Origin of the sequence: Mycobacterium sp. JS623, assembly GCF_000328565.1 — a bacterium.
GTDB lineage: Bacteria > Actinomycetota > Actinomycetes > Mycobacteriales > Mycobacteriaceae > Mycobacterium.
On the sequence record NC_019966.1, the window covers coordinates 2,944,520 to 2,968,547 of the forward strand.

A 24,028-nucleotide genomic window follows, 5' to 3' on the forward strand; every position below is an offset into this window, starting at 1 on the left:
GTAGTAGTGATCCGGGACTCGTGGCGATAGGCCTACTCTGTGGGCTCGGTCGCAGCAGGCGAGGTAGGCGCTGCCAACTTCTCCCGGACCTCGCCGACCTTCTTGCTGGCGCTGCGGATGCCGAAGGCGGAAATCGCCTCGAATACTCCGATGACGATCAGCCAGATGCCGACGACGAAGGTGAGCGTCGCAATCGAATCGAACGGCGAGGCCAACATCACCACGCCGGCGATCAGGCTGATCACGCCAATGAAGATCTCCCAGGCGCGGCCGGGCAACGTCGGATCGCTGATCGCCGATACGGCGGTCGCAACCCCGCGAAAGATGAAGCCGACCCCGATCCAGATGGCCAGCAACAGGATCGAGTCAGCCAAGCTGCGAAAGCACAGCACCGCCAGAATTAGCGACGCCGCGCCCGACAGAAACAGCAGAACCCGGCCGCCTGCCGACACATGCAACGCGAACGCGAATATCACTTGCGCGAAGCCGGTAACCAATAAGTAGGCGCCGAAGAAGATCGCCGCAACGATGATCGTCTTGCCTGGCCAAGCCAACACGAGAATGCCGAGAATCACAGCGAGAATCCCGGACAACAGCGCGGATTTCCACAGATGCTGCAGCATCGCAGGAGGAGCAGGGCTTTCCATGGCCGAAGTGTGGCATAGCCGGCGCTGAATTGACGCGTCTTTCGGCGTTTGTTCAGCACAACGCAAAGTAGCGCAACCCGTCAGTGCAAATAGTGTTGGCGATGGGGAGAATTCGAAGATTCTGGTAACACTCGTTTCGTTCGCTATGGTGTCCAGAGAAACGATTCCCGTCAGCACAGCTGGTCGAGGCCCGTGGGCAAACAAATGTAGGGATGATGGACCCGGCGATTCGCCTGAGCAACGGCGCGCTCGTTGCAAGGGCTGTGCGCCGTCCCCACCTACTGCCCGAGCGCCTGGGCTCAGTGCTGGGTTGCTCGCTGGCCTTCGTTCTCCTGCCAGCGCGTTAGGTCTCTACTACTGTTCCGTTACCGGTGCTGCGCGCCGGATCCACGAAGCAGAAAGTAGAGGCAACCGTGTCAGCTGGATGTCAAGGCGGACCAAAGAAGTTCTGGCGCATCGCGGCGGTGTTTGCTGCGACCGGCGCTCTCATGCTGTCGGGATGCTCGAGTAAGAGCGAACAGGCGGGGCCGACGACGGCCACCACGGCGGTGAACGCCGAGAAGGTCGACGCGATCGCGAACACCGTGCCCGAGGCCATCAAGTCGTCCGGAAAGTTGATCGTCGGTGTGAACATTCCCTACTCACCCAACGAGTTCAAGGATCCCAACGGCAAGATCGTCGGCTTCGACGTCGATTTGATGAACGCGGTTGCCGCGACCCTCGGTCTGAAGGCCGAGTACCGCGAGGCGGACTTCGCCAAAATCATTCCGGCGATCCAGGGCGATACTTTCAACGTCGGCATGTCGTCGTTCACCGACACGAAGGAACGCGAGCAGACGGTCGACTTCGTCACGTACTTCTCGGCCGGCATCCTTTGGGCCCAAAAGCCGGGTGCCGGAATAGATCCCAACAACGCGTGCGGCAAGAAGGTTTCGGTGCAGGCCACCACGACCGAGGAAACCGATGAGCTACCGGCCAAGAGCAAGGCATGCACGGATGCAGGCAAGCCCGCGATCGACATCATTAAGTTCGACGGTCAGGACGCGGCCACCAACGCGGTGGTGCTTGGCCAGGCCGACGCGATGTCGGCCGACTCACCGGTGACGCTGTATGCGATCAAGCAGAGCAACGGCAAGCTCGAGGCCGCCGGCGGCGTCGCTGACGCAGCGCCGTACGGCTGGCCGGTGAAGAAGGGTTCGCCGCTGGCTCAGTCGCTCAAGCAGGCGCTCGAGCACTTGATCGAGAACGGCCAGTACAAGCAAATCGCCACGAACTGGGGTGTCGAGAAGGGCGTCATCGACAAGCCGGTCGTCAACGGCGCGATCAGCTAGGTTCCGAGGAGCCCGAGAAATGACTGTTGTCGACTCGTCGCCATCCACCAGCCCAGCCGCGATCGATGCCGTCCCACTGCGACATCCGTGGCGGTGGGTGGCGGCGGTCGTCATCGTTGTGCTTCTTGGGCTGTTCCTATACGGCGTCGCCACGAACTCGGCCTATCGGTGGTCTGTCTTCTTCGAGTATCTGTTCAACGAACGGATCCTGATGGGGGTGTCGAACACCCTCCAGCTGACGGTCTACTCGATGGTGCTGGCGATCGTGCTTGGCGTGATCCTGGCGGTGATGCGGTTATCGCCTAACCCCGTGTTCCGGTCGGTGTCGTGGGTGTATTTATGGATATTCCGCGGCACGCCGATCTATGTGCAGCTGACGTTCTGGGGTTTGATTCCGACGATCTACTCGAAGATTCAGCTGGGAGTGCCATTCGGACCATCATTCTTCCACCTCGACCTACAGGCGTTGTCCATTCCCTTCCTGCTGGCAACTCTGGGTCTGGCTCTCAACGAAGCCGCTTACATGGCCGAAATCATCCGCGCGGGAATCAGTTCCGTGCCGGAGGGCCAACTGGAGGCTTCGACAGCGCTAGGTATGTCGTGGGGTTTGGCGATGCGCCGCACGGTGCTCCCGCAGGCGATGCGTGTCATCATCCCTCCGACCGGCAACGAGGTCATCAGCATGCTGAAGACCACATCACTGGTCACCGCCGTGCCGTACACGCTGGACCTGTACAGCATTGCCACCCGAGAGATAGCCGCCCGGGAGTTCGAGCCTGTTCCGCTGCTGCTCGTTGCGGCTGCGTGGTACCTCGTGGTGACAAGTGTCCTGATGGTCGGCCAGTATTACCTGGAGCGGTACTACTCGCGTGGGGCAAGCCGAAAACTGACCGCCAAACAGCTTGAGGCCCTGGCGAAGGCGCAGATGGTTGGGGAGGCGCACCCATGACACCGATGGTCAAGGCCGAGAGCGTATGCAAGAGCTTCGGCGCACTGCATGTCCTCAAGGGCATCACGCTGGAGGTGCCCAAGGGCGAGGTGCTGTGCATGGTCGGCCCGTCGGGGTCGGGCAAGTCGACGTTCCTGCGCTGCATCAATCATCTGGAGCAGGTCAACGCGGGGCGGCTGTACGTCGACGGCGACTTGATCGGCTACCGCGAGCGCGGCGACAAACTGCACGAGATGTCACCGCGTGACGCCGCCAAGCAGCGGCGGGATATCGGCATGGTTTTCCAGCATTTCAACCTGTTCCCGCACCGCACTGCGCTGGAGAACATCATCGACGCGCCAATCCACGTCAAGCGGGTCAAGAAGGACACCGCCGTGGCCCGGGCGAAAGATCTGCTCGAGCAGGTGGGGCTGTCGGATAAGGCAGGTGCCTACCCGGCCCAGCTGTCCGGCGGTCAGCAGCAGCGGGTCGCTATTGCGCGCGCGCTGGCGATGAATCCCAAACTGATGCTGTTCGACGAACCCACCTCGGCGCTCGACCCAGAACTCGTCGGCGAGGTGCTCGCGGTGATGAAAAAGCTTGCGCAAGAAGGCATGACGATGGTCGTGGTCACCCACGAGATGGGCTTCGCGCGCGAGGTCGCCAACCAACTGGTGTTCATGGACGGTGGCGTGGTCGTCGAGAACGGGCCGCCCCGTGACGTGCTGAGCAACCCGCAACACGAACGCACGAAAGCGTTTCTGTCCAAGGTGCTCTAATGCACGACCAGGACCCGGCCACCCCGCTGTGGCGGGCCGCTCAGGTGTTCCGTCTGCTGAGTTGCATTTACGCGCTGGGTTTCCAGATCGCGATCAACGCAGAGCTTGACCATCCCGCGGTCGGCTGGACGCTGTTCGCTGTGCTGATCGGGTGGAGTGCGTCGTGCGCGGTGGCATATTTGCAAGGGTTCGGCCGAAGGCCCGCATGGGTGTTGGCCGAAATCGCGGTGGTGGTCGCGCTGGTGTTGTCGACCGAGTACGTCGCGTCCGACCAGTGGGCACTGGACAATCAGTCGTGGCCGACGACGCTGTGGGCGACCAACGCGACGATCTCCGCGGCGGTTCTGGCGGGTCCGATCCCCGGCATGCTCTCGGGCATCGTTGTGATGATCGCCAGCACGGTGGTCAAGGGCTTCATCAACTACGACCTCGGCCGCAACGCGACCATCGTCATCGAACTCGCGGTGGGCCTTGCGATCGGCATGGCTGCGCAGACGGCCAGACGCGCGCACGCGGAATTGGAACGGGCCACCCGGCTCGCGGCGTCGCAACAGGAACGCGACCGACTGTCGCGTCAGGTCCACGACGGCGCGATCCAGGTGCTCGCGCTGGTGTCTCGGCGGGGTCGCGAAATCGGCGGAGAGACAGCGGAATTGGCCGAGCTGGCAGGCGAGCAGGAGCGAGCGCTGCGCCGGCTGGTCAGCTCCTCAGACGCCGAACCGCAGGCCGGAACGATGGCAGACCTTGGGGCACTACTGCGGCGCCGCGCATCGGACCGGGTCTCGGTTAGCGTGCCCGCGGATCCGGTGCTGCTGGACTCCGCGGTGGCCGAAGAGCTCTACGCGGCGGCCGCCAACTGTTTGGACAATGCCGCGTCACACGCTGGGCCCGAATCGCGCGCCTACGTGCTGCTGGAGGATCTCGGGGATTCGGTCACCGTCAGCGTCCGCGATGACGGTGTCGGCATTGCGGAGGGCAGGCTGGCGGAAGCGGTGGCAGAGGGCCGCGTCGGCGTGGCCAAATCGATTGTGGGACGGATGAAGTGGTTGGGTGGCAGCGCGAAGCTGAACACCTCACCGGGATGCGGGACGGAATGGGAGCTGACGGTACCCCGACGGTGATGGTCGTCGATGACCATCCGATCTGGCGCCACGCGGTGGCCCGTGACCTCGCCGAGGACGGCTTCAACGTGGTGGCCACGGCAGATGGGGTGGCGACGGCGCGCAGGCGCGCTGCCGTTGTGCATCCCGATGTGGTGGTGATGGACATGCGGCTGTCCGACGGCGACGGCGCACAAGCCACCGCGGAGGTGCTCGTCGTTTCGCCGTCGTCCCGAATTCTGGTGCTCTCGGCATCCGACGAGCGCGACGACGTCCTTGAGGCGGTAAAGGCCGGCGCCACAGGCTATCTCGTCAAGAGTGCGTCGAGGCAGGAGCTCGGTGATGCGGTGCGCGCGACTTCAGAGGGGCGCGCGGTGTTCACGCCAGGGTTGGCGGGGCTGGTGCTGGGGGAGTACCGCCGCATCGCGCTGACCCCGGGCACGGGGCCCGGCATGCCCAGCCTTACCGACCGCGAGACCGAGATACTGCGCCACGTTGCGAAGGGGTTGACCGCCAAGCAGATTGCGGCCCGGCTTTCGCTGAGCCACCGCACCGTCGAGAACCACGTGCAGGCCACCTTCCGCAAGCTGCAGGTCGCCAACCGGGTCGAGCTCGCCCGTTACGCGATCGAACACGGTCTCGACAAGGACGAGTAGTCCTACTCATCCGCTTTCGCCGGCGCGTTGCGACGATCGTTGACATGACCGATCCGCGCGCCGTCATCTCCCGGCTGTCGGCGGACTTCGCCGCGATCTCCCAACAGCTGGCCAGGGTGTCGGCTGATCTGATCGAACTCGACCGACTGCTGACGGAACAGCCGCAAGGGCCCCACCCCGTCGCAGCGCCTCAGCCTTTCGCCCCGCAGCCTTACGCCCGGCCCGCCGTGCCCTACTGGCCCCCCGTGCAGTATCCGCCGCACTATGCCCAGCCGCCGCGGCCCGCACACATTCCGTCGCCGGGCCCGCCGCAGAAGTCTCGACAGGAGCGCTCTGAGGGCTGGATCGGCAAGGTGTTGGCCGTCGCCGGTGTCGCCGTGACGCTGATCGGTGTCGTGTTGTTGCTCGTACTGGCGGCGCAGGCAGGCTTTCTGCGGCCAGAGTTCCGCGTTGCAGGCGGGGCGGCACTCGCGGCCGCTCTGGTGGCAGCAGCGTGGTGGCTGTATACCCGACCCGGTGGCCGGGTCGGCGCGATCGCGTTGGCCGCCACTGGTGTCGCGGCGTCGTACATGGACGTCATCGCTGTCACAACGATCTATCACTGGGTGCCCGCGGTCGCGGGCCTCCTTGTCGCCGCGGTCATCGGCGGCGGCGGATTGACGTTGGCGCGGCGCTGGGATTCGCAGCACCTCGGCCTGTTGGTGCTGGCGCCGCTGATCGTCCTCGCACCGGTTGTCACCGACGGCATCACGCTGATGCTTGTCGGGTTCATGTTGGCTCTGTCGGCGGCCTCTCTGCCGGTACAGCTCGGCAAGGACTGGATCTGGATGCACGCTGCCCGCACGGCAGCCACTTCTTTCCCGCTACTCATCGCCTTGGCCGGGGTTTACCTCGACTCTGGGCGCGATCTCTGGCTGGCAGGCGCGTGCGGCATCACCGCTTTGCTCGCCGTCGTCGGGGCGTTGATTCTGTTGCCGCGCACGGCAAACCGCGCGGCGATGGCCATCCTGACCGCCGCAGGCGTGGTGCCGGTGTGGTGTGTATCGCTGGCGGTTGACAAGGTGGTGGCGGCTTTGCTGGCGGCCGCGTTGGCCGCGGCGCTGCTCACAATCGTCCTGATCGACCTGCCGGGCGTGACGGGCGTGGTGCGACCGATCTGGTCCGCGCTGTCAGCGGTGTCGGCGCTGATCGCGGTGACCGTGGCTTTCGACGGGTACATCGCGGGTCCGGTGCTGCTGGCGGTGGCCGTGGTGGCCGCGATCGCGGGCCGTCGCGACGTCATCGCGCGGTGGGTCGCGGTCGGATTCAGCGTCGCGGGTGGCGGCACCTTCCTCGCCTACGCACCGCCGAGCTCACTGGTCCAAGCCACCGAAACAACCACAGCGGCAGGTGTTTCCACGCTGATCGGCAGCGTCCTGTTGGCGGTGTGCGCCGTGACGATCGCATGGTGGTGGAAGGACGAGACAGTGATCTGGGCGGGTGCAGCCGCGGCGATCACCTACGCCGTCACCGCGTTCACGGTCACCGCCGGTGTGCTGATCGGGGGAGCGGGCGGCGGCTTCTTCGCCGGCCACATGGCCGCGACGATCTGCTGGATCGCCATGGCCGCCGCGCTGTTCGGCTACGCCGCGCGCCTGACCAAGGCGGAGCGGTCGATGCCGATCGGCGGCGGGATGGCGTTGGTGGCCGCGGCCATGGCCAAGCTGTTCCTGTTCGACCTCGGCACCCTCGACGGCATCTTCCGCGTGGTGGTGTTCATCGTCGTGGGCTTGGTCCTGCTAGGCATGGGCGCCGGCTATGCGCGGCTGCTGGAGAAACAAGACCTCGCTAATTTGGAATGAATCCAGAAAACGCGGACGTTGTCTTAGACATGGCTACCTCAACACGTCGCACAGAAGCAGAAGTACAGAATTTTCAGGCATCACCGGAGCTGGGCGCCAACTTGCAACGGGTGCTGGTCGACCTGGTCGAACTTCACCTGCAGGGCAAGCAGGCGCACTGGAATGTCGTCGGCACCAACTTCCGTGACCTTCACCTGCAACTCGACGAAGTCGTCGACTTCGCCCGAGAAGCCAGCGACACCGTCGCCGAGCGGATGCGCGCGCTGGATGCAGTGCCGGACGGCCGGTCTGACACCGTCGCGGCCGGCACGTCGCTGCCCGCGTTCCCGGCCTACGAGCACGGCACCACCGAGGTCGTCGACCTCATCACCGGCCGCATCTACGCGGCTGTCGACACGATCCGTACGGTGCATGACGCCGTCGATGCCGAGGACTCCAGCACCGCCGACATCCTGCATCAGCTGATCGACGGTCTGGAGAAGCTGGCTTGGTTGATCAAGTCGGAGAATCGGAAGGTCTAGGCCATCATCTGGGGTGACCGCGACCGCGACATTCCGATGCCACCGCGCCTGAACTGGCCGACGGCATCCCTGGCGCAACGTTGAGCCGACTGGCCGGCGGCGATCACTACATCATGGAAGAGCGACCGGACGAGGTGACCGCCGCGCCGTTGGAGCTGCTGGCAAGACCCTGCGTCGCGCCGCGCGCAGCCAGCATCGACTAGCCGCCAGCGGGGGCGCCCTGTTCGACCGCGTTTCGAACCGCCCCGTCGTTGCGCCGCCCGACCAGGTACCACGTGGTCATCACACCCTTGCCCTTGATATCGACCTCGCCGCGTTCCTCGAGCAGGAATTCGTGATTGAGCCGTTCATAAACGTTCTGCGGCACCTGAATTCGGCCCTCGACGTCGGTGGTTTCCATTCGCGCAGCGATGTTGACCGCGTCGCCCCAGACGTCATAGAAGAACTTTCGGGTCCCCACAACACCCGCGACCACCGGACCCGCCGCAAGGCCGATGCGCAACGGAACCTCCCTTCCCTGCGGGTCTTTCAGGTCTGCGACAGCCTCGGCCATGTCCAACGCGAGGCAGGCGAGCGCCTCGACATGATCGTCACGCGGCTCGGGCACGCCGCTGACCACCATGTATGAGTCGCCGCTGGTTTTCACTTTCTCCAAGCCGTGTCGGTCGACCAGCGCATCCAAGTCGGTGTAGAGGCGATCCAGGAAGCGCACCAAATCACTTGGCGGAGTGTCGCTCGCGCGTTTCGTATAGCCGGCGATGTCGGCGAACAGGATCGAGGCGTCGTCGTACTTGTCGGCGATGATGTTGCGCGACGGGTCTTTCAGCCGCTGGGCGATGGTCGAGGGCAGGATGTTCGTGAGCAGCCGTTCGGACCGTTCGTATTCCGCTTCCATTGCGAGCCTGGCGCGACGGGTTTCGCGCAGTGCATACCAGACCACCGCGACGACCATCACCCACGCGGAGATGACCGAGAGGATGAAACCCAGTCTGAACGCCCAATCCGGTTGTGCGCCAGTGTTATACGGGACCAGGAACTCCAGTGCGATGACGGTGGCAACGCCCAAGGCGGCAAGCAGCGATGCGAGCAGAATGTGGTCGATGCCGAGAATCAGGACCATGAGCGTCGCGGCGACCAGGTAGTAGAAGGGCAGGCCCGAGCCCGTGCCAAGGTGCCAGCACACCACGGTGATGGTCGCGTAGGCGACAACGACGAACACCAGTGGTGCAACCAGCTCGCCGAGCGGGTATAGCAGCGGGATCAGTAGGAAGATCACGCCGCTCGCGAGGTTGATCACTGCGGTCCAGACATCCGGGCCGACAACCAAGCCCTGGATGCCGAAGAACAGGCTGATGGCTGCGCCAATGCGGGTGGTCACGGTCAGCACCCGTAGGTGGCGCGCCGCGGTCTCGGCGTAGTGGCGCGTGCGGGCCGGGACTCGGCTTTCCAGCGCCAGTTCCGGCACGCAGACGGGGCGGACCTTGACCACCACGCTCAAAGCGTAACGCCCCAGTCGGCTAGTCGGACGACATCCGGGCGGCGTCGCGGGCCCGCAGGGCCAGCCACAACTCGTGGCGGTCCTGTGCGGAATCCATCCGCCGCCCGGTTAGTCGTTCCACCGCATCGATTCGATTTCGCATGGTGTGCCGGTGCACGCGCAGCGCAGTGGCCGCCGAACCCCAGTGCCCGTTGTGTTCGAGGAATGCGGTCAGCCCCCGCAGCAGTTCACCGGATCGGTCCGTTGCGTCCAGCGGTCCGAGCACCGCGTCGGCGTAGGCCTGAAGGGGTTGAGCTCCAACGGTATTGAGCAGCAGCCGACTGCTGGCGATCTCCTCGGCGTGCATGTGCCTGCCTTGCACCCGGCTGGCGGGCAACGCCGAGCGGGCCTGCCGCAGCGACACGACCAGCGCGCCAGGGCGCACGGCGATACCGATGCCTGCGGGGTGGTGCCCTGCCAATGTGGCGAGCACGCCCGGCAGGTCGGTGTCGAGTGGCACGGCCAGCTCGACGACTTCTCCAACGACCCGAACCAACCCGTCAGGCAGAGTGGTCAGCAAGTCGGCGGCCAATTCGTCGGCGTCATCCGGCGCGGCGACGGCGGCCGCACGGAGGTCGGCGTCGGGCAGTCCTACGGCAGTCAGCCAGCGCGCCGCCACCACGTCGTCGACTGTGCCTCGGGCCAACCGGTCGAGCATTTGTGCCCGCCCGCGACGCTGTGTCGTGTTCAGCCCGTGCCTGCGCTCAAGCTCAAGGGAAAGCAGCGATACCAGATCACCTGAAATCTGATGCGCCGCAGGAAGTTCGGCAGGACCGTCGATCATCAGCCAGGCCCGCAGCCTGCGTGCGCCGAGCGCATGTAGCTCGCGCCTGCGGCCCTCGCTGATGTCGGCGGCCGCGGCGCTGAGGCCTTGATCGCGCACCGACTCGAGCAACCCCGACAGGCGTGCGACCAACTGCTCACCGCTCGCGTCGGATTGCGCGAGGACCCGCCCGAGTAAGTCGATCACCACACCCGAGCGGCCTGTCGTTTCGCGGTGAGCGGCAAGGATGCCCAGCAATCCGCCTGGTGTGACGGCGGCGGCCGTCAATGCGCGCTGCGTCTGCAACGCCCATTCCAACTCTTGGCGCTCGGCGCGCGCCCGGTAGGCGAACACCGCCTTCGTCACGGCGATGAAAGGCACCGGGTCGGGCACTGTCAGCAGTGGCATGCCGATCTCGTCGGCGGCGGTGATCAGCCGCGCCGGGGCCCGCTGATGGGGAAGCTCGGCGCCCAGCCCGAGCCCCACGGCCTGCACGCCAACGGCATCCAGCTCGGCCACATAGGAGCGGCAGCCGTCGACGGTCTTCGGAAGCAGCAGCCCGATCGTCAACAGCAGCTCGCCGCCCTGTAGCCACGGCCCCGGACTCACCAGCTCGGAAACTGCGGCGGCCTCGATCTCCCGGTCGGCACCGGTGCGGCCCGCCACCAGCTTCAGCCCGAGTTCGGGATCCGCGACCAACTCGGCGACGGTCAACATGGACATATCGTCGAACACCCGTCGAACAATCTCTACAAAATGGCCATATCCGCCGGCGCGCATGTCCGGAAGCCTTCTGGGCATGACGTCACAGCCCCCGATCGGACCGGTAGATGCCACCCGCGTGCCGCGCTATGCCGGCCCGGCCACATTCGCACGCCTGCCCCGCACCGACCAAGTCACCCACACCGACGTCGCCGTCGTCGGCATCCCGTTCGATTCGGGTGTCTCTTATCGGCCGGGCGCGCGCTTCGGGCCGGCCCACATTCGCGCCGCGTCGAAGCTGCTGCGGCCATATCACCCGCGGCTGGACGTTGAGCCCTTCGCGGTTCACCAGGTGGCCGACGCAGGCGACATCGCCGTCAACCCGTTCGACATCGCCGAGGCGATCACCACGATCGAGCGCGCGTCTGACGAATTGCGCTACGGCGGGACGAAGCTGATCACGCTGGGCGGTGACCACACCATCGCGCTGCCGCTGCTGCGGTCACTGCACCGCGACCACGGCCCGATCGCGGTACTGCACTTCGACGCTCACCTCGACACCTGGGACACCTACTTCGGTGCGCCGTTCACTCACGGCACACCGTTCCGTCGTGCCAGCGAAGAGGGGTTGCTGGATCCCGAGCACTGCCTGCATGTCGGAATTCGCGGGCCTTTGTACGCGTCCACCGATCTGACCGACGACAAGGTGCTCGGCTTCCAGGTGATCGGCACAGACGACTTCCAGCTCGACGGCCTCGCCGCGGTGATCGAACGGATGCGGGCGCGCCTGGGCGACGCACCGGTCTACGTGTCCGTCGACATCGACGTGCTCGACCCGGCGCACGCACCGGGAACCGGCACGCCGGAGGCGGGCGGCATCACGAGCCGCGAGCTGTTGCATTGCCTGCGAAACCTGGTGGGCGTCAACCTTGTTGGCGCCGACATCGTCGAGGTCGCGCCCGCGTACGACCACGCCGAGATCACCGGCATCGCCGCCGCCCATGTCGCGTACGAGCTGTTGTCCGTGCTGGCGGCCTCCAAATGACCAGGAATCGCAACGGTGGCGCGGCTGTGGTGGAAACCCTTGCCGCACATGGCGTCGACACCATCTTCGGTATTCCCGGCACGCACAACCTGGAGCTGTATCGCCACTTCCCGGCGACCGGCATCCGCGCGGTCACCCCACGTCACGAGCAGGGCGCCGGGTATGCCGCCGAGGCCTACGCGCGAGTCACGGGACGGCCCGGCGTGGTCGTCGCAACCAGCGGTCCAGGGCTGACCAACACCATGACCGCCGCGGCGACCGCTTATGCCGAGTCGCAGCCGATGCTGATCGTCTCGTCGGGCATGCCCACCGGCAGCGAGGACCAGGATTTGGGACAGCTGCACGAGGCAAAGAACACCAGTGCTGCGATGGGTCAGCTGGTCCGCTGGAGCACGCGGGTCCGCGATGCCGATGAAGCGGCCGAAGCCGTCACCGAGGCGTTCGAATCCTTCACCGGTGGGCGACCGCGCCCAGTACACATCGAAATTCCGGTCGACGTGCTGGAGCAGCAGTGGTCAGGCCAACCGCGTATTGCCGTGAAAGTTACTGCGCCTCAAGCTGATCCGGACGAGATTGCCCGGATCGCCGCGGTGTTGGCGGCTGCCACCCAGCCCATGGTCATTGCCGGCGGGGGAGCCGTTGACGCACAAGCGGAGCTGACCGCGCTGGTCGAGACGCTCGGAGCGCCGGTCGCCACCACGGTCAACGGCAAGGGTGTCGTCGACGAGGGGCATCCGCTGTCGGTCGGCGCATCGGTTCGATTGCGCACCGTGCAGAAGGCGGCCGCCGATAGCGACGCGCTGCTCGTGGTCGGCACAGAACTCGGCGATTCGGATCTGTGGGAGGGCCAGATTCGCGGTCGGACTGTGATCCGTTGCGACATCGACGCGGCTCAGCTGAACAAGAACTGCCGGGCCGACCACACGCTGCTCGGTGACGCCGCCAACACCGTCGCCGCACTTTGCGCCGCCCTGCCCGGGAACCGGCCGTCGGTGCCCGAGCGGGCCGCTGCGTTACGGGTGGCATGTCGCGAGGAAGCCGCCAAGGACGCAGGCCCGTATGCGGAGATCAACGCGGCCGTGCGCGCGGCACTGCCCGCCGACGGTGTGCTCACCGGGGACAGCTCGCAAGTCACCTACTTCGGATCGGTCCATTTCTTCGACATGCCTGCGCCGCGCCGGTTTTGCTATTCACCCGGATTCGCGACTCTCGGCTACGGGCTGCCCGCGGGTATCGGCGCCGCGATAGGCAAGCCGGCTACGCCGGTGGCCGTGCTGCTCGGTGACGGCGCGCTGATGTTTTCCGTGCAGGAGCTGATAACGCTTGTCGAGCAACGGCTTTCGGTGCCGGTGATCGTTGTCGACAACGGTGGCTATCGGGAGATCCGCGACCAGGAGGCGGCTCGTAACATCCCGCCGATCGGTGTCGACCTGCGCACCCCGGATTTCGCCGCGCTGGCGGTCGCGATGGGTGCGCGCGGTGCGCGCACGACGTCGACGGCCGACCTGACCGACATGGTCCGCGGCGCGCTGGGCGCCGACGGCCCGACCCTCATCCATTTCGACATCCGCTGAAAGGACCACTACTCATGGATATCGCGATTGTCGTCATTTATCTGCTTGGCATGATCGCGTTCGGCTTCTGGGGAAAGAGCAGAGCCAAAACGCAATCCGACTTCCTGGTCGCCGGTCGCCGACTCGGCCCGCTGCTGTACTCCGGCACCATGGCCGCGATCGTGCTCGGCGGCGCGTCGACGATCGGCGGCGTCGGACTCGGTTACAAGTACGGCATCTCAGGCATGTGGCTGGTGTTCTGGATCGGTGTCGGCATCCTGGCACTGAGCCTGCTGTTCGCAGGCCGGATTCAGCGGCTGCGGGTGTACACCGTCAGTCAGATGCTCGAATTACGTTATGGCCCAGGATCATCCGTGTTGTCCGGGATGGTGATGTGGGGCTACACGCTGATGCTGTCGGTGACTTCGACGATTGCGTACTCCACGATTTTCGGCGCGCTATTCGATATCGGCAAGGTGCCGGCCATCATCCTTGGCGGCAGCGTGGTGATCATCTACTCCACGCTGGGCGGCATGTGGTCGATCACACTCACCGACTTCGTGCAGTTCCTGGTCAAGACGATCGGGATCTTCTTCATCCTCGTGCCGATCGCGCTGTACAAGACGGGTGGCATTTCCGGGCTGGCCGACAAGCTGCCCGCCGATGCCACGTCGCTGACGACGATCGGCGGCGAGACGATCCTGACGTACTTCGTCATCTATACGTTCGGCCTGCTGATCGGCCAGGACATCTGGCAGCGGGTGTTCACGGCACGCAGCCCGGGCGTGGCGCGCTGGGCAGGTGCAGCGTCGGGGGTGTACTGCCTGCTCTACGCGGTGGCCGGCGCCGTGATCGGCATGGCGGCCAAGGTGCTGCTGCCTGCGCTGGAGTCCCGCGACGACGCGTTCGCGCAGTTCGTTGAGCAGCAATTGCCGCCGGTGCTAGCCGGTTTGGTGTTGGCCGCCGCGCTGGCCGCGGTGATGTCGACCTCGAGCGGGGCGCTGATTGCCACCGCGACCGTGTTCAGTCAGGACATCGTCGCGCGGTTGCGGCACAGCGATATCGAGGCCGGTAGCGAGCACGACCACATCCGCAACAACAGGCTGTACGTGTTCGGATTCGGCATCGTGATGGTGATCATTGCGTGCGTGCTGCAGGATGTCGTCGCCGCACTGACCGTGGCCTACGACATCCTCGTCGGCGGACTGCTGGTCCCGATCCTCGGTGGCTTGATCTGGCGGCGCGGCACGAACGTCGGGGCGGTAGCGGCCATGGCTGTCGGCACCGTCTTGACGCTGGCCACGATGATCTACCTGGGCGACATCTACGCCAACGAGCCGATCTACTTCGGCTTGGCGTCTGGGCTGTTGGTGTTTGTGGTCGCAAGTCTCGCCAGTGATCCCACTGATCCCGAGGTGCTCGCGGAGTGGGACCGCCGCAGCCGCCCACAGAGTGCTGAGACAGTGCCGGCACCGGTTTCTTAGGTTTGCCGAATTACGACGCCTCGGCTATCCGCCGTATGCCATAACAAAATCTAGGGCAGGCCAGATGAAAGACAACGCGCGTGAGAGCCTCGCGGGTTCGCCGAGGACCCGCGGGGCCTCACGCGTCGCTCGGCTCAATCGCTGGTGCCCTCGGTGAGATTCGAACTCACACTGGACGGGTTTTGAATCCGTTTCCTCTGCCAGTTGGGATACGAGGGCTTCTCTTTATCGCGGCTTCCCACCATAGAGGATGCCCCGCGGTCGCTGATCGGGCGTGGTACCGCCACAATGTGTGCCATGACCGCGTCACCGACCAACGCCGATAAGCCGCGCCGCGTTCTCGTCGCCGAAGACGAGGCGCTCATCCGGCTGGACTTGGCCGAGATGCTGCGTGAAGAAGGCTTCGAGGTCGTCGGCGAGGCCGGCGACGGCCAGGAAGCCGTCGATCTTGCCGAGAGTCTCCGGCCCGATCTCGTGATCATGGACGTCAAGATGCCGCGTCGCGACGGCATTGACGCCGCATCCGAGATCGCCAGCAAGAGAATCGCGCCGATCGTCATTCTGACCGCGTTCAGTCAGCGCGATCTGGTGGAGCGCGCCCGCGACGCCGGCGCGATGGCGTATCTCGTCAAGCCGTTCAACATCACCGACTTGATCCCGGCAATCGAGGTGGCCGTCAGCCGGTTCAGTGAGATCGCCGCGCTGGAAAACGAAGTCGCAACGCTGTCGGAGCGGTTGGAGACTCGCAAGCTGGTCGAACGCGCCAAGGGTTTGCTGCAGCAAAAGCAGGGGATGACCGAGCCCGAGGCCTTCAAGTGGATCCAGCGCGCCGCGATGGATCGCCGGACCACCATGAAGCGCGTCGCCGAAGTGGTGCTGGAAACCCTCGATACGCCGGAGAAAGCGTAAATACTTCGTTTCCGACGCGCCGTTGACAGCGATTTAGCAGCCGGTCAGCCGTGTGCGTTTTCCAACATCACGCGACATGGGCCCCCGTTGGCTATGGTCGTCCCGAAGCATCGCCGCCCCGGCAGCGGAGGGCTGGTGCGTCGATGCCGACGAAAACATTGACCCGGAGGTGAAGTGTGCGCGCACGCGTAGCACGGAATGTATTTGCTCTCGGTAGTGCGGGTTTGGTTGTCCTCGGTATTGCCGGCTGCAACCAGTCCAAGCCTGAGGAACAGTCGTCGCAGACCCCGCTGAAGATCGTCGAACAGGTACAGATCGACGAGCAAGGCAAGGAGGTCAAGTCGGACCAGAGCGCCGCGCCTGCCGATCCGGCCGGTGACGGCAAGGCCACCTGCCCGCCGGTGTCGATCGCGATGGCGGGCGCGCTCAACGGCCCCGACGCCGCGCTCGGCATCAACATCAAAAACGGCGTGCAGCTCGCCATCGACAAGCACAACGCCGCCAACCCTGGTTGCCAGGTGCAGCTGAAGCCGTTCGATACCGAGGGTGATCCGCAGAAGGCCACCGCGATCGCGCCGCAGATCGTCGACGATCAGTACACGATCGGCCTTGTCGGCCCGGCGTTCTCCGGCGAGACGAAGGCCACCGGCACCGTGTTCGACCAGGCCGGCCTTGTCGCCACCACGGCGTCCGCGACTAACCCGACGCTCAGCCAAAACGGTTGGAAGACGTTCTTCCGCGGCCTGGCCAACGATGCCGTGCAGGGCCCGGCAGTCGCCAACTATTTGAAGAACACGTTGAACTACAAGAAGATCTGCGTGATCGACGACAGCACCGATTACGGCCTCGGGCTGGCCTCTGCGGTGCGTCAAACTCTGGGGCCGATCGCCGATTCGGGATGCAACATCTCAGTGAAGAAGGGCGACAAGGACTTCTCCGCCGCGGTCACACAGGTCAAGGGCGTCAGCCCGGACGCGGTGTTCTACGGCGGCTACTACTCTGAGGCGGCGCCGCTGACCCAGCAGCTGAAGGACGGCGGCTTCACCGGAACCTTCGTGTCGGCCGACGGCACCAAGGACCCCGAGTACGTCAAGCAGGGTGGCGAAGCGACCAAGGGCGCCATTCTGTCCTGCCCGTGCGGACCGGCCACCGGATCGTTCGCCGACGAGTACAAGAAGAAGTTCAACACCGACGCCGGCACCTACAGCGCAGAGGGCTACGACCTCGGCACGATCCTGGTCAAGGGCATCGACTCGGGCGCCATCACCCGGCCCGCGCTGCTCGACTTCGTCAAGAACTACAACGGCCAGGGGACGGCGCGTAAGTACCAGTGGACGCCAACCGGTGAGCTCACCACCAACCTCATCTGGATCTTCAAGGTTCAGTAGTCGCTCAAGCGAAGCGCGTCCGAGACCGAAAGGCTCGGACGCGTTTTCGCTAGAGAAGCGCTTGTTTGCCAAGGAAAGTTTCGCGAGGAGAGCCGCCAACGGATGATTCATGAGTGCATGGAGCACGGGGCCCAGTACGCCTGTCTGGCCGCCAACATCAACTTCAACCTAGAAGGCCTGCGAATCGGCTTCTGGCAGTTGACGATCGACGGGCTTGCCTGGGGAGCCATCTATGCGTTGGTGGCAGTCGGCTACACGCTGGTGTTCGGCGTACTACGGCTGATCAACTTCGCGCATTCCGAGATCTTCATGCTCGGCATGTTCGGCGCCTACTTCGCGCTCGATATCATCCTTGGCTTCACGCCGAGCGGTAACGCGTACAACAAGGGCATCGCGCTGACGGTGTTGTATCTCGGCATCGCAATGCTGTTCGCGATGCTGGTGTCGGGTTCGGCGGCGGTGGGTTTGGAATTCGTCGCGTACCGGCCGTTGCGAAGACGGGGCGCCCGCTCGCTGACGTTTCTCATCACGGCTATCGGTGCGTCATTCGTGATGCAGGAATTCGTCCACTTCATCCTGCCGCACCTCATCAAGGGCTACGGCGGCAGTAACGCGCAACAGCCAATCATCCTGGTACAGCCCAAGACCCAGTTCCACATCTTCAATGCCACGGTCTCCAACGTGACCATCCTGATCGTCATCGCGGCGTTGATCCTCGCGGTACTCACGGATTTCGCGATCAACCGGACCAAGTTCGGCCGCGGCATCCGCGCCGTCGCCCAAGACCCGACAACTGCAACGCTGATGGGTGTTTCCCGTGAACGCATCATCACGACGACATTCCTGATCGGCGGGCTGCTCGCCGGCGCCGCAGCGCTGCTCTACACGCTCAAGGTGCCGCAGGGCATCATCTATTCCGGCGGATTCCTATTGGGCATCAAGGCTTTTTCGGCCGCGGTGCTCGGCGGTATCGGCAACCTCCGCGGCGCTCTGCTCGGCGGCCTGCTGTTGGGCATCATGGAGAATTACGGCCAGGCCGTGTTCGGCACCCAGTGGCGCGACGTGGTGGCGTTCGTGCTGCTGGTTCTGGTGCTGCTTTTCCGGCCGACGGGCATACTCGGGGAGAGCCTCGGGAAGGCACGAGCATGAGCAAGCTTTTGGCTCCGGGCGACGGCCTGCGCGAGTGGTGGGACGGCCTGTCCCGAGTGCCGAAGTGGGGCTTCGGCGTCCTGCTGTTCGGCGCGCTGGCGCTGCTGCCGCTGTATACGCCGCCGTTCTTGGACACGCCCGGCATCAGCTTCGGCGGCACGATGGCGCAGTTCGCGATGGTGGCGATCATCGCAATCGGGTTGAACGTCGTGGTCGGCCAGGCTGGCTTGCTCGACCTGGGGTATGTCGGCTTCTACGCCGTCGGCGCCTACACCGTCGCGCTGCTCACCAGCCCCAACAGCCCGTGGAACAAGATGAGCGCCACGGGGCCCTTCAGTGCCCCGTGGGCATGGCTGTCTTGTGTGCCCCTGGCGATGGCTATTACCGCGCTGGCGGGCCTGATCCTCGGGATCCCGACGTTGCGTCTGCGCGGTGACTACCTGGCGATCGTCACGCTGGGATTCGGCGAGATCATCCGGCTGATGGCCGACAACCTGTCCGACATCACGAACGGTCCGCGGGGGCTGAGCCAGGTGGCGTTCCCGCGGCTGGGGGAGAGCGAGAAGCTCCCGGAAGGGGTGTTCTCCAATGGGAACTCATCGGGCCACGCCAACTATGGAACGTGGTGGTTCTGGCTGGGTTTGGTGCTGATCGTCGCCATCCTGCTGTTGGTCGGCAACCTGGAGCGCAGCAGGGTTGGCCGCGCGTGGGTCGCCATCCGGGAGGACGAGGACGCCGCGGAAGTGATGGGCGTCAACACGTTTCGGTTCAAACTGTGGGCGTTCGTGATGGGGGCTGCCATCGGCGGGCTGTCCGGCGCGTTGTATGCGGGCCAGGTGCAGTACGTCGCGCCGCCGAGCTTCAACATCATCAACTCGATGCTGTTCCTGTGTGCGGTGGTGCTGGGCGGGCAGGGCAACAAACTGGGCGTGATTTTCGGCGCGTTCGTCATCGTGTATCTGCCGAACCGACTGCTGGGCGTGCATTTCCTGGGCATCAACATGGGTGACCTGAAGTATCTGTTCTTCGGGCTGTCGCTTGTGGTCATGATGATCTTCCGGCCCGAGGGCCTGTTCCCTGCCCGCGCGCGGCTGTTGGCCTACGGCAAGGCCGCCCGCGACTGGCTGCGAACTCCGCCAGTGGAGAAGGAGCCGGCCACATGACAATCGAGGACCTGGCGGGCGTCCACCGCGAGATCCACGCCGCCGAAGGCGAAGTCCTTTTGGAGACAAAGGATTTGACTGTGAAGTTCGGCGGGCTCGTCGCGCTGGACTCGGTCACCTTCAACATCAAGCGCGGGGAGATCCTCGGCCTGATCGGACCCAACGGCGCGGGCAAGACCACCTGCTTCAACGCGATCACCGGCGTGTACCGCCCGAGTTCGGGGGCGGTGATCTTCGACGGGGCGCCGCTGGGCCGGATCAAACGCCACCAGATCACCCGCAAGGGCATCGCTCGCACGTTCCAGAACATCCGGCTGTGGGGCGAAATGACGGCGCTGGAAAACGTCGTCGTCGCGACCGATGCGCGACACAAGACGTCGGTACCGGGTGCGCTGGTGCGAACCCCGCGGCATCGCCGAGAAGAGAAGACGGCGGTCGAACGAGCTGCGGCGCTCTTGCACTTCGTCGGCATCGCGCACCGCGGCGAGGAGAAGGCCAAGAACCTGCCCTACGGCGACCAGCGGCGGCTGGAGATCGCCAGGGCGCTGGCCACCGAGCCCAAGCTGATTTGCCTCGACGAACCCGCAGCCGGCTTCAACCCCAGCGAGAAGGCCGCGCTGATCGAGCTGATCCGCAAGATCCGCGACGACGGCTATACGGTGTTGCTCATCGAACATGACATGCGTCTGGTGATGGGCGTGACGGACCGGATCGTGGTGCTGGAATTCGGCCGCAAGATCGCCGACGGCCTGCCGCATGACATTCGCGAGGATCCGAAGGTCGTCGCCGCATACCTGGGGGTGCCCGACGATGACGTCGAGTGATGATCGCCCAATCCTGCTGGAGGCCCGCGATGTCGTCGTGCACTACGGCCGCATCAAGGCCCTGCACGGGGTGTCGCTGGTGGTGCATGAAGGCGAATTGGTGACGCTGCTGGGCTCCAATGGCGCAGGCAAAACGACGATGATGCGGGCGATTTCGGGCCTGCGGCCGCTGACGTCGGGTTCGGTGTGGTTCAACGGGCAGGACATCTCCCGCGTGAAGGCACACAAGAGGGTGACCGACGGTCTGATTCAGGCGCCGGAGGGCCGGGGCGTGTTCCCCGGCATGACCGTCACCGAGAACATCGAAATGGGTTGCTACGGGCGTAAGTTCGCGTCGAAGGCCGAACACAAGGAGCGGCTGGACTGGGTGCTCGAAACGTTCCCGCGGCTGGCCGAACGCAAGAACCAGGTGGGCGGCACACTGTCCGGCGGCGAGCAGCAGATGTTGGCGATCGGCCGCGCACTGATGGCCAGACCCAAGGTGCTGCTGCTTGACGAACCATCGATGGGTCTGGCGCCGATGGTGATATCGCAGATCTTCAAGATCATTGCCGAGATCAACTCGCAGGGCACGACGGTACTGCTGGTCGAGCAGAACGCGCAGCAGGCGCTGAGTCGGTCCGATCGCGCCTACATCCTGGAGACCGGTGAGGTCACCCGCGAGGGCAACGCGCGAGAGTTGTTGGCGGACGACAGCATTCGCGCGGCGTACCTGGGCGTCGCCTAGTTCCCGCGAGCGACCGTGTTTGTATACGACACGCCGCGCAAATCTGTACCTGGGCGGTCGCTCGCGCTCATCGAGTGATGCGCGCTTCGAGGGCGTCGAGCACCGCGACGTGCTCCGGCGGAACGCCGATCCGCATCAGAACATCCTCGTCCACGGCCTCGAACTCAAAGGTGAAGAACGAACAGCATGCGCTTTCCCGTCGCGCCAGCTCGCGGGCAGGCGCCTCGACAATGCGCTGCAATACGAGTTCAAGACGTTGCGGCTGCCGGCGCTCGGCGCGCACGACGAAGGTGAACAGGTCGTCGAATTCGGCGACGCGCAGGGGGCGCTCCGTCGTCGGAAGCGTGCATGCGTCCGGCGCCCAGTCTTCGGGGACCGCCATAACTCACACTAGCTCGACGCCCGCATCCGTTCCCACGGCCACGTCATCAACGCCCACACAAGCACAATCAGCGCGGCTCCGACGAAGACGTACCAGGGCCACGACCCCATCACGTCCAACAGCGACGCAGTGGACGGTTTTCGGTTGAGGAAGCCGTAATTGGTTCCGGTGATCCGGTTGAAAGTGAACGTCACGATGGCCCATCCCACGGTGACGACGACCGCCAAGCGAAAGTCGCGCCAATGAGGTCGCATGCCGCGACCCCAAGTCAGATAGATGGCCGCCCACACGACCATCAGGTGAATCGCCCAGAACGCCAGAAACTGATAGTGCGGAAAATCGGGACTCTGCAGCGCTGGCGAGATCAACGCCTGCGTGCTCAGCACCAGCCCCCAGTAATAGGTGAGCGCGTACGCCCAGTGCTTCTGCGACCACAAGGCGTACGCGCCGACGACTGTCGCGAGGTCGGTCAGTTGCAGTGGCACTGAATCCAAAGTGGGCGGGGTCAGGACGTAGACCAGGATCGCGGCGTAGATGAGCGCGGTCAGCGCGCCGAGGATGCGCCCGAGGAGCCGGGCTTGCCCGTCGGTTTGCCTGCGCCCGACCCACACCAAAAGCACGGCGCCGATTGCAAACACGGCGATGACGGCCCAATGCGACGGACCATAGGCAGTGAACTCCCGTGCGGCCATTATCGTGCCTACCACCATCGCGTCACATGCACGTCGAACATGAGCTTGGGTGCGAGATTTTCCGGAATTCTCGACAACAAGTTCAGCTCGTCACATCGACGAGCTAGCGAGCAACGATGACCGACGAACCGTGGCCGAACAGACCTTGGTTCGCGGTGACGCCGACGGTCGCGCCCTCGACCTGACGGCCGGTGGCCTGCCCCTTGAGCTGCCACGTCAGCTCGCAGACCTGCGCGATGGCCTGCGCCGGAATGGCTTCGCCGAAGCACGCCAACCCACCGGAGGCATTGACCGGGATGCGCCCGCCGATCGTCGTCGCTCCACTGCGCAGCAGCTGCTCGGCCTCACCCTTCGGGCAAAGGCCAAGGTGCTCATACCAATCCAGCTCCAGCGCGGTGGACAGATCGTAGACCTCTGCGAGGCTCAAGTCCTCGGGCCCGATGCCGGCCTCGGCGTAGGCGGCGTCGAGGATCTGGTCCTTGAACACTCGTTCCGGCGCTGCCACCACCGCCGTGGAATCCGTTGCGATATCCGGCAATTCAGGCAGATGCTGCGGATAGCGTGGCGTCACCGTCGACACCGCGCGCACCGACGGCACGCCGTCCAGCGAACCCAAATGCTTCTTCGCGAACTCGGCGCTGGCCACGATCAGCGCGGCGGCGCCGTCTGACGTCGCGCAAATGTCCAGCAGCCGAAGCGGATCCGACACCACCGGACTGGCCAACACGTCCTCGACGGAGGCCTCCTTGCGGTAACGCGCATTCGGATTGTTCAGGCCGTGACGCGAGTTCTTCACCTTCACCGCGGCGAAGTCCTCGAGCGTCGCGTCGTAGAGGTCCATCCGGCGACGGGCCAGCATCGCGAAGTACACGGTGTTCGTCGCACCTATCAGGTGAAATCGCTGCCAGTCGGGGTCGTTCTTACGCTCGCCGCCGACCGGGGCGAAGAAACCCTTCGGCGTCGTGTCCGCGCCGATCACCAAAGCGACGTCGCAGAAGCCGGCCAGGATCTGGGCGCGGGCGCTCTGCAATGCCTGGGACCCGCTGGCGCATGCGGCATATGACGACGACACCGGCACGCCGTTCCAGCCGAGCTTCTGCGCGAAAGTCGCCCCCGCGACGAAGCCGGGATATCCGTTGCGGATGGTGTCGGCGCCGGCCACGAGCTGGATCTGACGCCAGTCCAGCCCCGCCTCGGCCAACGCTGCGCGCGCGGCGGACACGCCGTACTCGGTGAAGTCGTTGCCCCACTTGCCCCACGGGTGCATGCCCGCGCCGAGGATGTAGAGCGGTTCGGGACTCATGACGCGATCCGCCATGCGTAGACGATGCGTTCGACGCCGTCGTCATCGACGAACAGCGGCATGGTGGTCAACTCCATCTCCATGCCAACCTTCAGATCCGCTGCCAGGGTGCCCTCGACGACCTTGCCGAGCACGATCAGGCCCTCGTCGGCCAATTGCACGGCCGCGACGGCGAACGGTTCGAACGGATCTGGCGACGGGTAGGGCGGCGGCGGGGCGTAGCGGTTTTCGGTGTAGCTCCACAGCGTGCCACGGCGCGACAACGGCACCTGAGCTAGTTCGTCGCCGTCACATGAGGGATTGGGGCAATTGTTGGCCCGCGGCGGAAACACATACGTTCCACACTGGTGGCACTTGCCGCCGATCAGATACGGAGCTCCGGACCCGTCGGTCGCGAACCACCCGTCGATCGCAGGTTGCGTAGAAGCTGACACGCGGTCAGCGTACCGAGTCCGGGAGCAAAACTGAAACGTGTTCCAGTTCGGCACCTGGGGTAGCCGATTACCCCAATCCCCCGTGCTCATTCGACTGAAGATGTCTTGTTGGGATCGGTAGCCACGGCGACGGTCTTTACTCAACCGCAATGGCGCACGCCAACAGAGGC

At 64.9% G+C, this 24,028-nt stretch carries 23 protein-coding genes and 1 tRNA gene; 16 read left to right on the forward strand and 8 right to left on the reverse strand.

The features are described 5' to 3' along the window. Positions 1-32 precede the first annotated feature (32 nt). Positions 33-647 (reverse strand): HdeD family acid-resistance protein, encoded by a 615-nt coding sequence (locus MYCSM_RS14440; RefSeq protein ID WP_041312082.1) that lies wholly within the window; start codon positions 645-647, stop codon positions 33-35. 488 nt (positions 648-1,135) lie between these two features. Between MYCSM_RS14440 and MYCSM_RS14445 the strand changes: the two genes are divergently transcribed. From MYCSM_RS14445 to MYCSM_RS14475, 7 genes are read left to right on the forward strand one after another with little or no spacing between them, the layout of a single operon-like run. Further along, positions 1,136-1,978 carry an ABC transporter substrate-binding protein gene (locus MYCSM_RS14445; RefSeq protein WP_085976616.1) on the forward strand — a complete coding sequence of 281 codons (843 nt, stop codon included), beginning with the start codon at positions 1,136-1,138 and terminating at the stop codon, positions 1,976-1,978. 19 nt (positions 1,979-1,997) lie between these two features. Then, a complete protein-coding gene (locus tag MYCSM_RS14450) occupies positions 1,998-2,927 on the forward strand; it encodes an amino acid ABC transporter permease (protein WP_015306905.1) in 930 nt (309 codons plus the stop codon). A gap of 5 nt (positions 2,928-2,932) precedes the next feature. Next, a complete protein-coding gene (locus MYCSM_RS14455) occupies positions 2,933-3,685 on the forward strand; it encodes an amino acid ABC transporter ATP-binding protein (protein WP_198345089.1) in 753 nt (250 codons plus the stop codon). Next, positions 3,685-4,806, forward strand: coding sequence for a MacS family sensor histidine kinase (macS, locus tag MYCSM_RS14460; protein WP_015306907.1), 1,122 nt, complete (start codon positions 3,685-3,687; stop codon positions 4,804-4,806). The genes MYCSM_RS14455 and macS overlap by 1 nt, the downstream gene beginning before the upstream one ends. Next, positions 4,779-5,441: a response regulator gene (locus MYCSM_RS14465; protein WP_015306908.1), complete on the forward strand. Its 663-nt coding sequence runs from the start codon at positions 4,779-4,781 to the stop codon at positions 5,439-5,441. The genes macS and MYCSM_RS14465 overlap by 28 nt, the downstream gene beginning before the upstream one ends. Before the next feature lie 44 nt (positions 5,442-5,485). Then, a complete protein-coding gene (locus tag MYCSM_RS14470) occupies positions 5,486-7,282 on the forward strand; it encodes a DUF2339 domain-containing protein (protein WP_015306909.1) in 1,797 nt (598 codons plus the stop codon). 29 nt (positions 7,283-7,311) lie between these two features. After that, entirely contained in the window at positions 7,312-7,803 is a 492-nt protein-coding gene (locus MYCSM_RS14475) for a Dps family protein (RefSeq protein WP_041312086.1), read from the forward strand. 199 nt (positions 7,804-8,002) lie between these two features. Here MYCSM_RS14475 and MYCSM_RS14480 read toward each other — a convergent pair whose 3' ends face one another. Together MYCSM_RS14480 and MYCSM_RS14485 are read right to left on the reverse strand one after the other, a co-directional pair. Then, on the reverse strand, positions 8,003-9,301 hold the full coding sequence (locus MYCSM_RS14480; protein ID WP_041312089.1) for an adenylate/guanylate cyclase domain-containing protein: 1,299 nt from the start codon (positions 9,299-9,301) through the stop codon (positions 8,003-8,005). Between the two features lie 19 nt (positions 9,302-9,320). Then, complete coding sequence (locus MYCSM_RS14485) at positions 9,321-10,820, reverse strand: PucR family transcriptional regulator (protein ID WP_041314057.1); 1,500 nt, start codon at positions 10,818-10,820, stop codon at positions 9,321-9,323. An 82-nt stretch (positions 10,821-10,902) separates the two neighbouring features. On the opposite strand from MYCSM_RS14485, the gene speB reads away from it, so the two are divergent. Genes speB through MYCSM_RS14500 form a run of 3 tightly spaced genes read left to right on the forward strand, consistent with a single transcriptional unit; the run spans position 10,903 to position 14,887 of the window. Continuing rightward, positions 10,903-11,850: an agmatinase gene (speB, locus tag MYCSM_RS14490; RefSeq protein WP_015306913.1), complete on the forward strand. Its 948-nt coding sequence runs from the start codon at positions 10,903-10,905 to the stop codon at positions 11,848-11,850. Then, positions 11,847-13,424 (forward strand): 5-guanidino-2-oxopentanoate decarboxylase, encoded by a 1,578-nt coding sequence (locus tag MYCSM_RS14495; RefSeq protein ID WP_015306914.1) that lies wholly within the window; start codon positions 11,847-11,849, stop codon positions 13,422-13,424. Before speB ends, MYCSM_RS14495 begins: the two co-directional genes overlap by 4 nt. Before the next feature lie 14 nt (positions 13,425-13,438). Then, positions 13,439-14,887 carry a sodium:solute symporter gene (locus MYCSM_RS14500; RefSeq protein ID WP_015306915.1) on the forward strand — a complete coding sequence of 483 codons (1,449 nt, stop codon included), beginning with the start codon at positions 13,439-13,441 and terminating at the stop codon, positions 14,885-14,887. Positions 14,888-15,029: 142 nt separating this feature from the next. Here the strand turns inward: MYCSM_RS14500 and MYCSM_RS14505 are convergent. Further along, positions 15,030-15,106, reverse strand: a tRNA-Leu gene (locus MYCSM_RS14505). 78 nt (positions 15,107-15,184) lie between these two features. Between MYCSM_RS14505 and MYCSM_RS14510 the strand changes: the two genes are divergently transcribed. The 6 genes from MYCSM_RS14510 (at position 15,185) to MYCSM_RS14535 (ending at position 21,047) form a co-directional block, all read left to right on the forward strand. Beyond that, positions 15,185-15,796, forward strand: a complete 612-nt coding sequence (locus tag MYCSM_RS14510) for an ANTAR domain-containing response regulator (RefSeq protein WP_015306916.1) — start codon at positions 15,185-15,187, stop codon at positions 15,794-15,796. A gap of 176 nt (positions 15,797-15,972) precedes the next feature. Then, a complete protein-coding gene (locus MYCSM_RS14515; RefSeq protein WP_015306917.1) occupies positions 15,973-17,184 on the forward strand; it encodes a branched-chain amino acid ABC transporter substrate-binding protein in 1,212 nt (403 codons plus the stop codon). 102 nt (positions 17,185-17,286) lie between these two features. After that, positions 17,287-18,333 (forward strand): branched-chain amino acid ABC transporter permease, encoded by a 1,047-nt coding sequence (locus tag MYCSM_RS14520; protein ID WP_015306918.1) that lies wholly within the window; start codon positions 17,287-17,289, stop codon positions 18,331-18,333. Continuing rightward, positions 18,330-19,496 (forward strand): branched-chain amino acid ABC transporter permease, encoded by a 1,167-nt coding sequence (locus MYCSM_RS14525; RefSeq protein WP_015306919.1) that lies wholly within the window; start codon positions 18,330-18,332, stop codon positions 19,494-19,496. Before MYCSM_RS14520 ends, MYCSM_RS14525 begins: the two co-directional genes overlap by 4 nt. Further along, a complete protein-coding gene (locus MYCSM_RS14530; RefSeq protein ID WP_015306920.1) occupies positions 19,493-20,320 on the forward strand; it encodes an ABC transporter ATP-binding protein in 828 nt (275 codons plus the stop codon). The genes MYCSM_RS14525 and MYCSM_RS14530 overlap by 4 nt, the downstream gene beginning before the upstream one ends. Then, positions 20,307-21,047, forward strand: a complete 741-nt coding sequence (locus tag MYCSM_RS14535; RefSeq protein WP_015306921.1) for an ABC transporter ATP-binding protein — start codon at positions 20,307-20,309, stop codon at positions 21,045-21,047. The genes MYCSM_RS14530 and MYCSM_RS14535 overlap by 14 nt, the downstream gene beginning before the upstream one ends. 67 nt (positions 21,048-21,114) lie before the next feature. On the opposite strand, the gene MYCSM_RS14540 is transcribed toward MYCSM_RS14535, so the two are convergent. The 4 genes from MYCSM_RS14540 to MYCSM_RS14555 all read right to left on the reverse strand — a co-directional run bounded on the left by MYCSM_RS14540 (position 21,115) and on the right by MYCSM_RS14555 (position 23,858). Beyond that, positions 21,115-21,429: a hypothetical protein gene (locus MYCSM_RS14540; protein WP_015306922.1), complete on the reverse strand. Its 315-nt coding sequence runs from the start codon at positions 21,427-21,429 to the stop codon at positions 21,115-21,117. 8 nt (positions 21,430-21,437) lie between these two features. Next, complete coding sequence (locus MYCSM_RS14545) at positions 21,438-22,121, reverse strand: YwaF family protein (protein WP_015306923.1); 684 nt, start codon at positions 22,119-22,121, stop codon at positions 21,438-21,440. A gap of 103 nt (positions 22,122-22,224) precedes the next feature. After that, positions 22,225-23,439: a lipid-transfer protein gene (locus MYCSM_RS14550; protein WP_198345030.1), complete on the reverse strand. Its 1,215-nt coding sequence runs from the start codon at positions 23,437-23,439 to the stop codon at positions 22,225-22,227. Beyond that, complete coding sequence (locus tag MYCSM_RS14555; protein ID WP_041312092.1) at positions 23,421-23,858, reverse strand: Zn-ribbon domain-containing OB-fold protein; 438 nt, start codon at positions 23,856-23,858, stop codon at positions 23,421-23,423. Before MYCSM_RS14555 ends, MYCSM_RS14550 begins: the two co-directional genes overlap by 19 nt. Positions 23,859-24,028: the final 170 nt, after the last annotated feature.

Bases quoted from the DNA above. Each gene is read 5' to 3' on its own strand.
- MYCSM_RS14440 (WP_041312082.1), bottom strand. From the start codon at position 647: ATGGAAAGCCCTGCTCCTCCTGCGATGCTGCAGCATCTGTGGAAATCC.
- MYCSM_RS14445 (WP_085976616.1), top strand. From the start codon at position 1,136: ATGCTGTCGGGATGCTCGAGTAAGAGCGAACAGGCGGGGCCGACGACG.
- MYCSM_RS14450 (WP_015306905.1), top strand. From the start codon at position 1,998: ATGACTGTTGTCGACTCGTCGCCATCCACCAGCCCAGCCGCGATCGAT.
- MYCSM_RS14455 (WP_198345089.1), top strand. From the start codon at position 2,933: ATGGTCAAGGCCGAGAGCGTATGCAAGAGCTTCGGCGCACTGCATGTC.
- macS (WP_015306907.1), top strand. From the start codon at position 3,685: ATGCACGACCAGGACCCGGCCACCCCGCTGTGGCGGGCCGCTCAGGTG.
- MYCSM_RS14465 (WP_015306908.1), top strand. From the start codon at position 4,779: ATGGGAGCTGACGGTACCCCGACGGTGATGGTCGTCGATGACCATCCG.
- MYCSM_RS14470 (WP_015306909.1), top strand. From the start codon at position 5,486: ATGACCGATCCGCGCGCCGTCATCTCCCGGCTGTCGGCGGACTTCGCC.
- MYCSM_RS14475 (WP_041312086.1), top strand. From the start codon at position 7,312: ATGGCTACCTCAACACGTCGCACAGAAGCAGAAGTACAGAATTTTCAG.
- MYCSM_RS14485 (WP_041314057.1), bottom strand. From the start codon at position 10,820: ATGTTGACCGTCGCCGAGTTGGTCGCGGATCCCGAACTCGGGCTGAAG.
- speB (WP_015306913.1), top strand. From the start codon at position 10,903: ATGACGTCACAGCCCCCGATCGGACCGGTAGATGCCACCCGCGTGCCG.
- MYCSM_RS14495 (WP_015306914.1), top strand. From the start codon at position 11,847: ATGACCAGGAATCGCAACGGTGGCGCGGCTGTGGTGGAAACCCTTGCC.
- MYCSM_RS14500 (WP_015306915.1), top strand. From the start codon at position 13,439: ATGGATATCGCGATTGTCGTCATTTATCTGCTTGGCATGATCGCGTTC.
- MYCSM_RS14510 (WP_015306916.1), top strand. From the start codon at position 15,185: ATGACCGCGTCACCGACCAACGCCGATAAGCCGCGCCGCGTTCTCGTC.
- MYCSM_RS14520 (WP_015306918.1), top strand. From the start codon at position 17,287: ATGATTCATGAGTGCATGGAGCACGGGGCCCAGTACGCCTGTCTGGCC.
- MYCSM_RS14525 (WP_015306919.1), top strand. From the start codon at position 18,330: ATGAGCAAGCTTTTGGCTCCGGGCGACGGCCTGCGCGAGTGGTGGGAC.
- MYCSM_RS14530 (WP_015306920.1), top strand. From the start codon at position 19,493: ATGACAATCGAGGACCTGGCGGGCGTCCACCGCGAGATCCACGCCGCC.
- MYCSM_RS14535 (WP_015306921.1), top strand. From the start codon at position 20,307: ATGACGTCGAGTGATGATCGCCCAATCCTGCTGGAGGCCCGCGATGTC.
- MYCSM_RS14540 (WP_015306922.1), bottom strand. From the start codon at position 21,429: ATGGCGGTCCCCGAAGACTGGGCGCCGGACGCATGCACGCTTCCGACG.
- MYCSM_RS14545 (WP_015306923.1), bottom strand. From the start codon at position 22,121: ATGGCCGCACGGGAGTTCACTGCCTATGGTCCGTCGCATTGGGCCGTC.
- MYCSM_RS14550 (WP_198345030.1), bottom strand. From the start codon at position 23,439: ATGGCGGATCGCGTCATGAGTCCCGAACCGCTCTACATCCTCGGCGCG.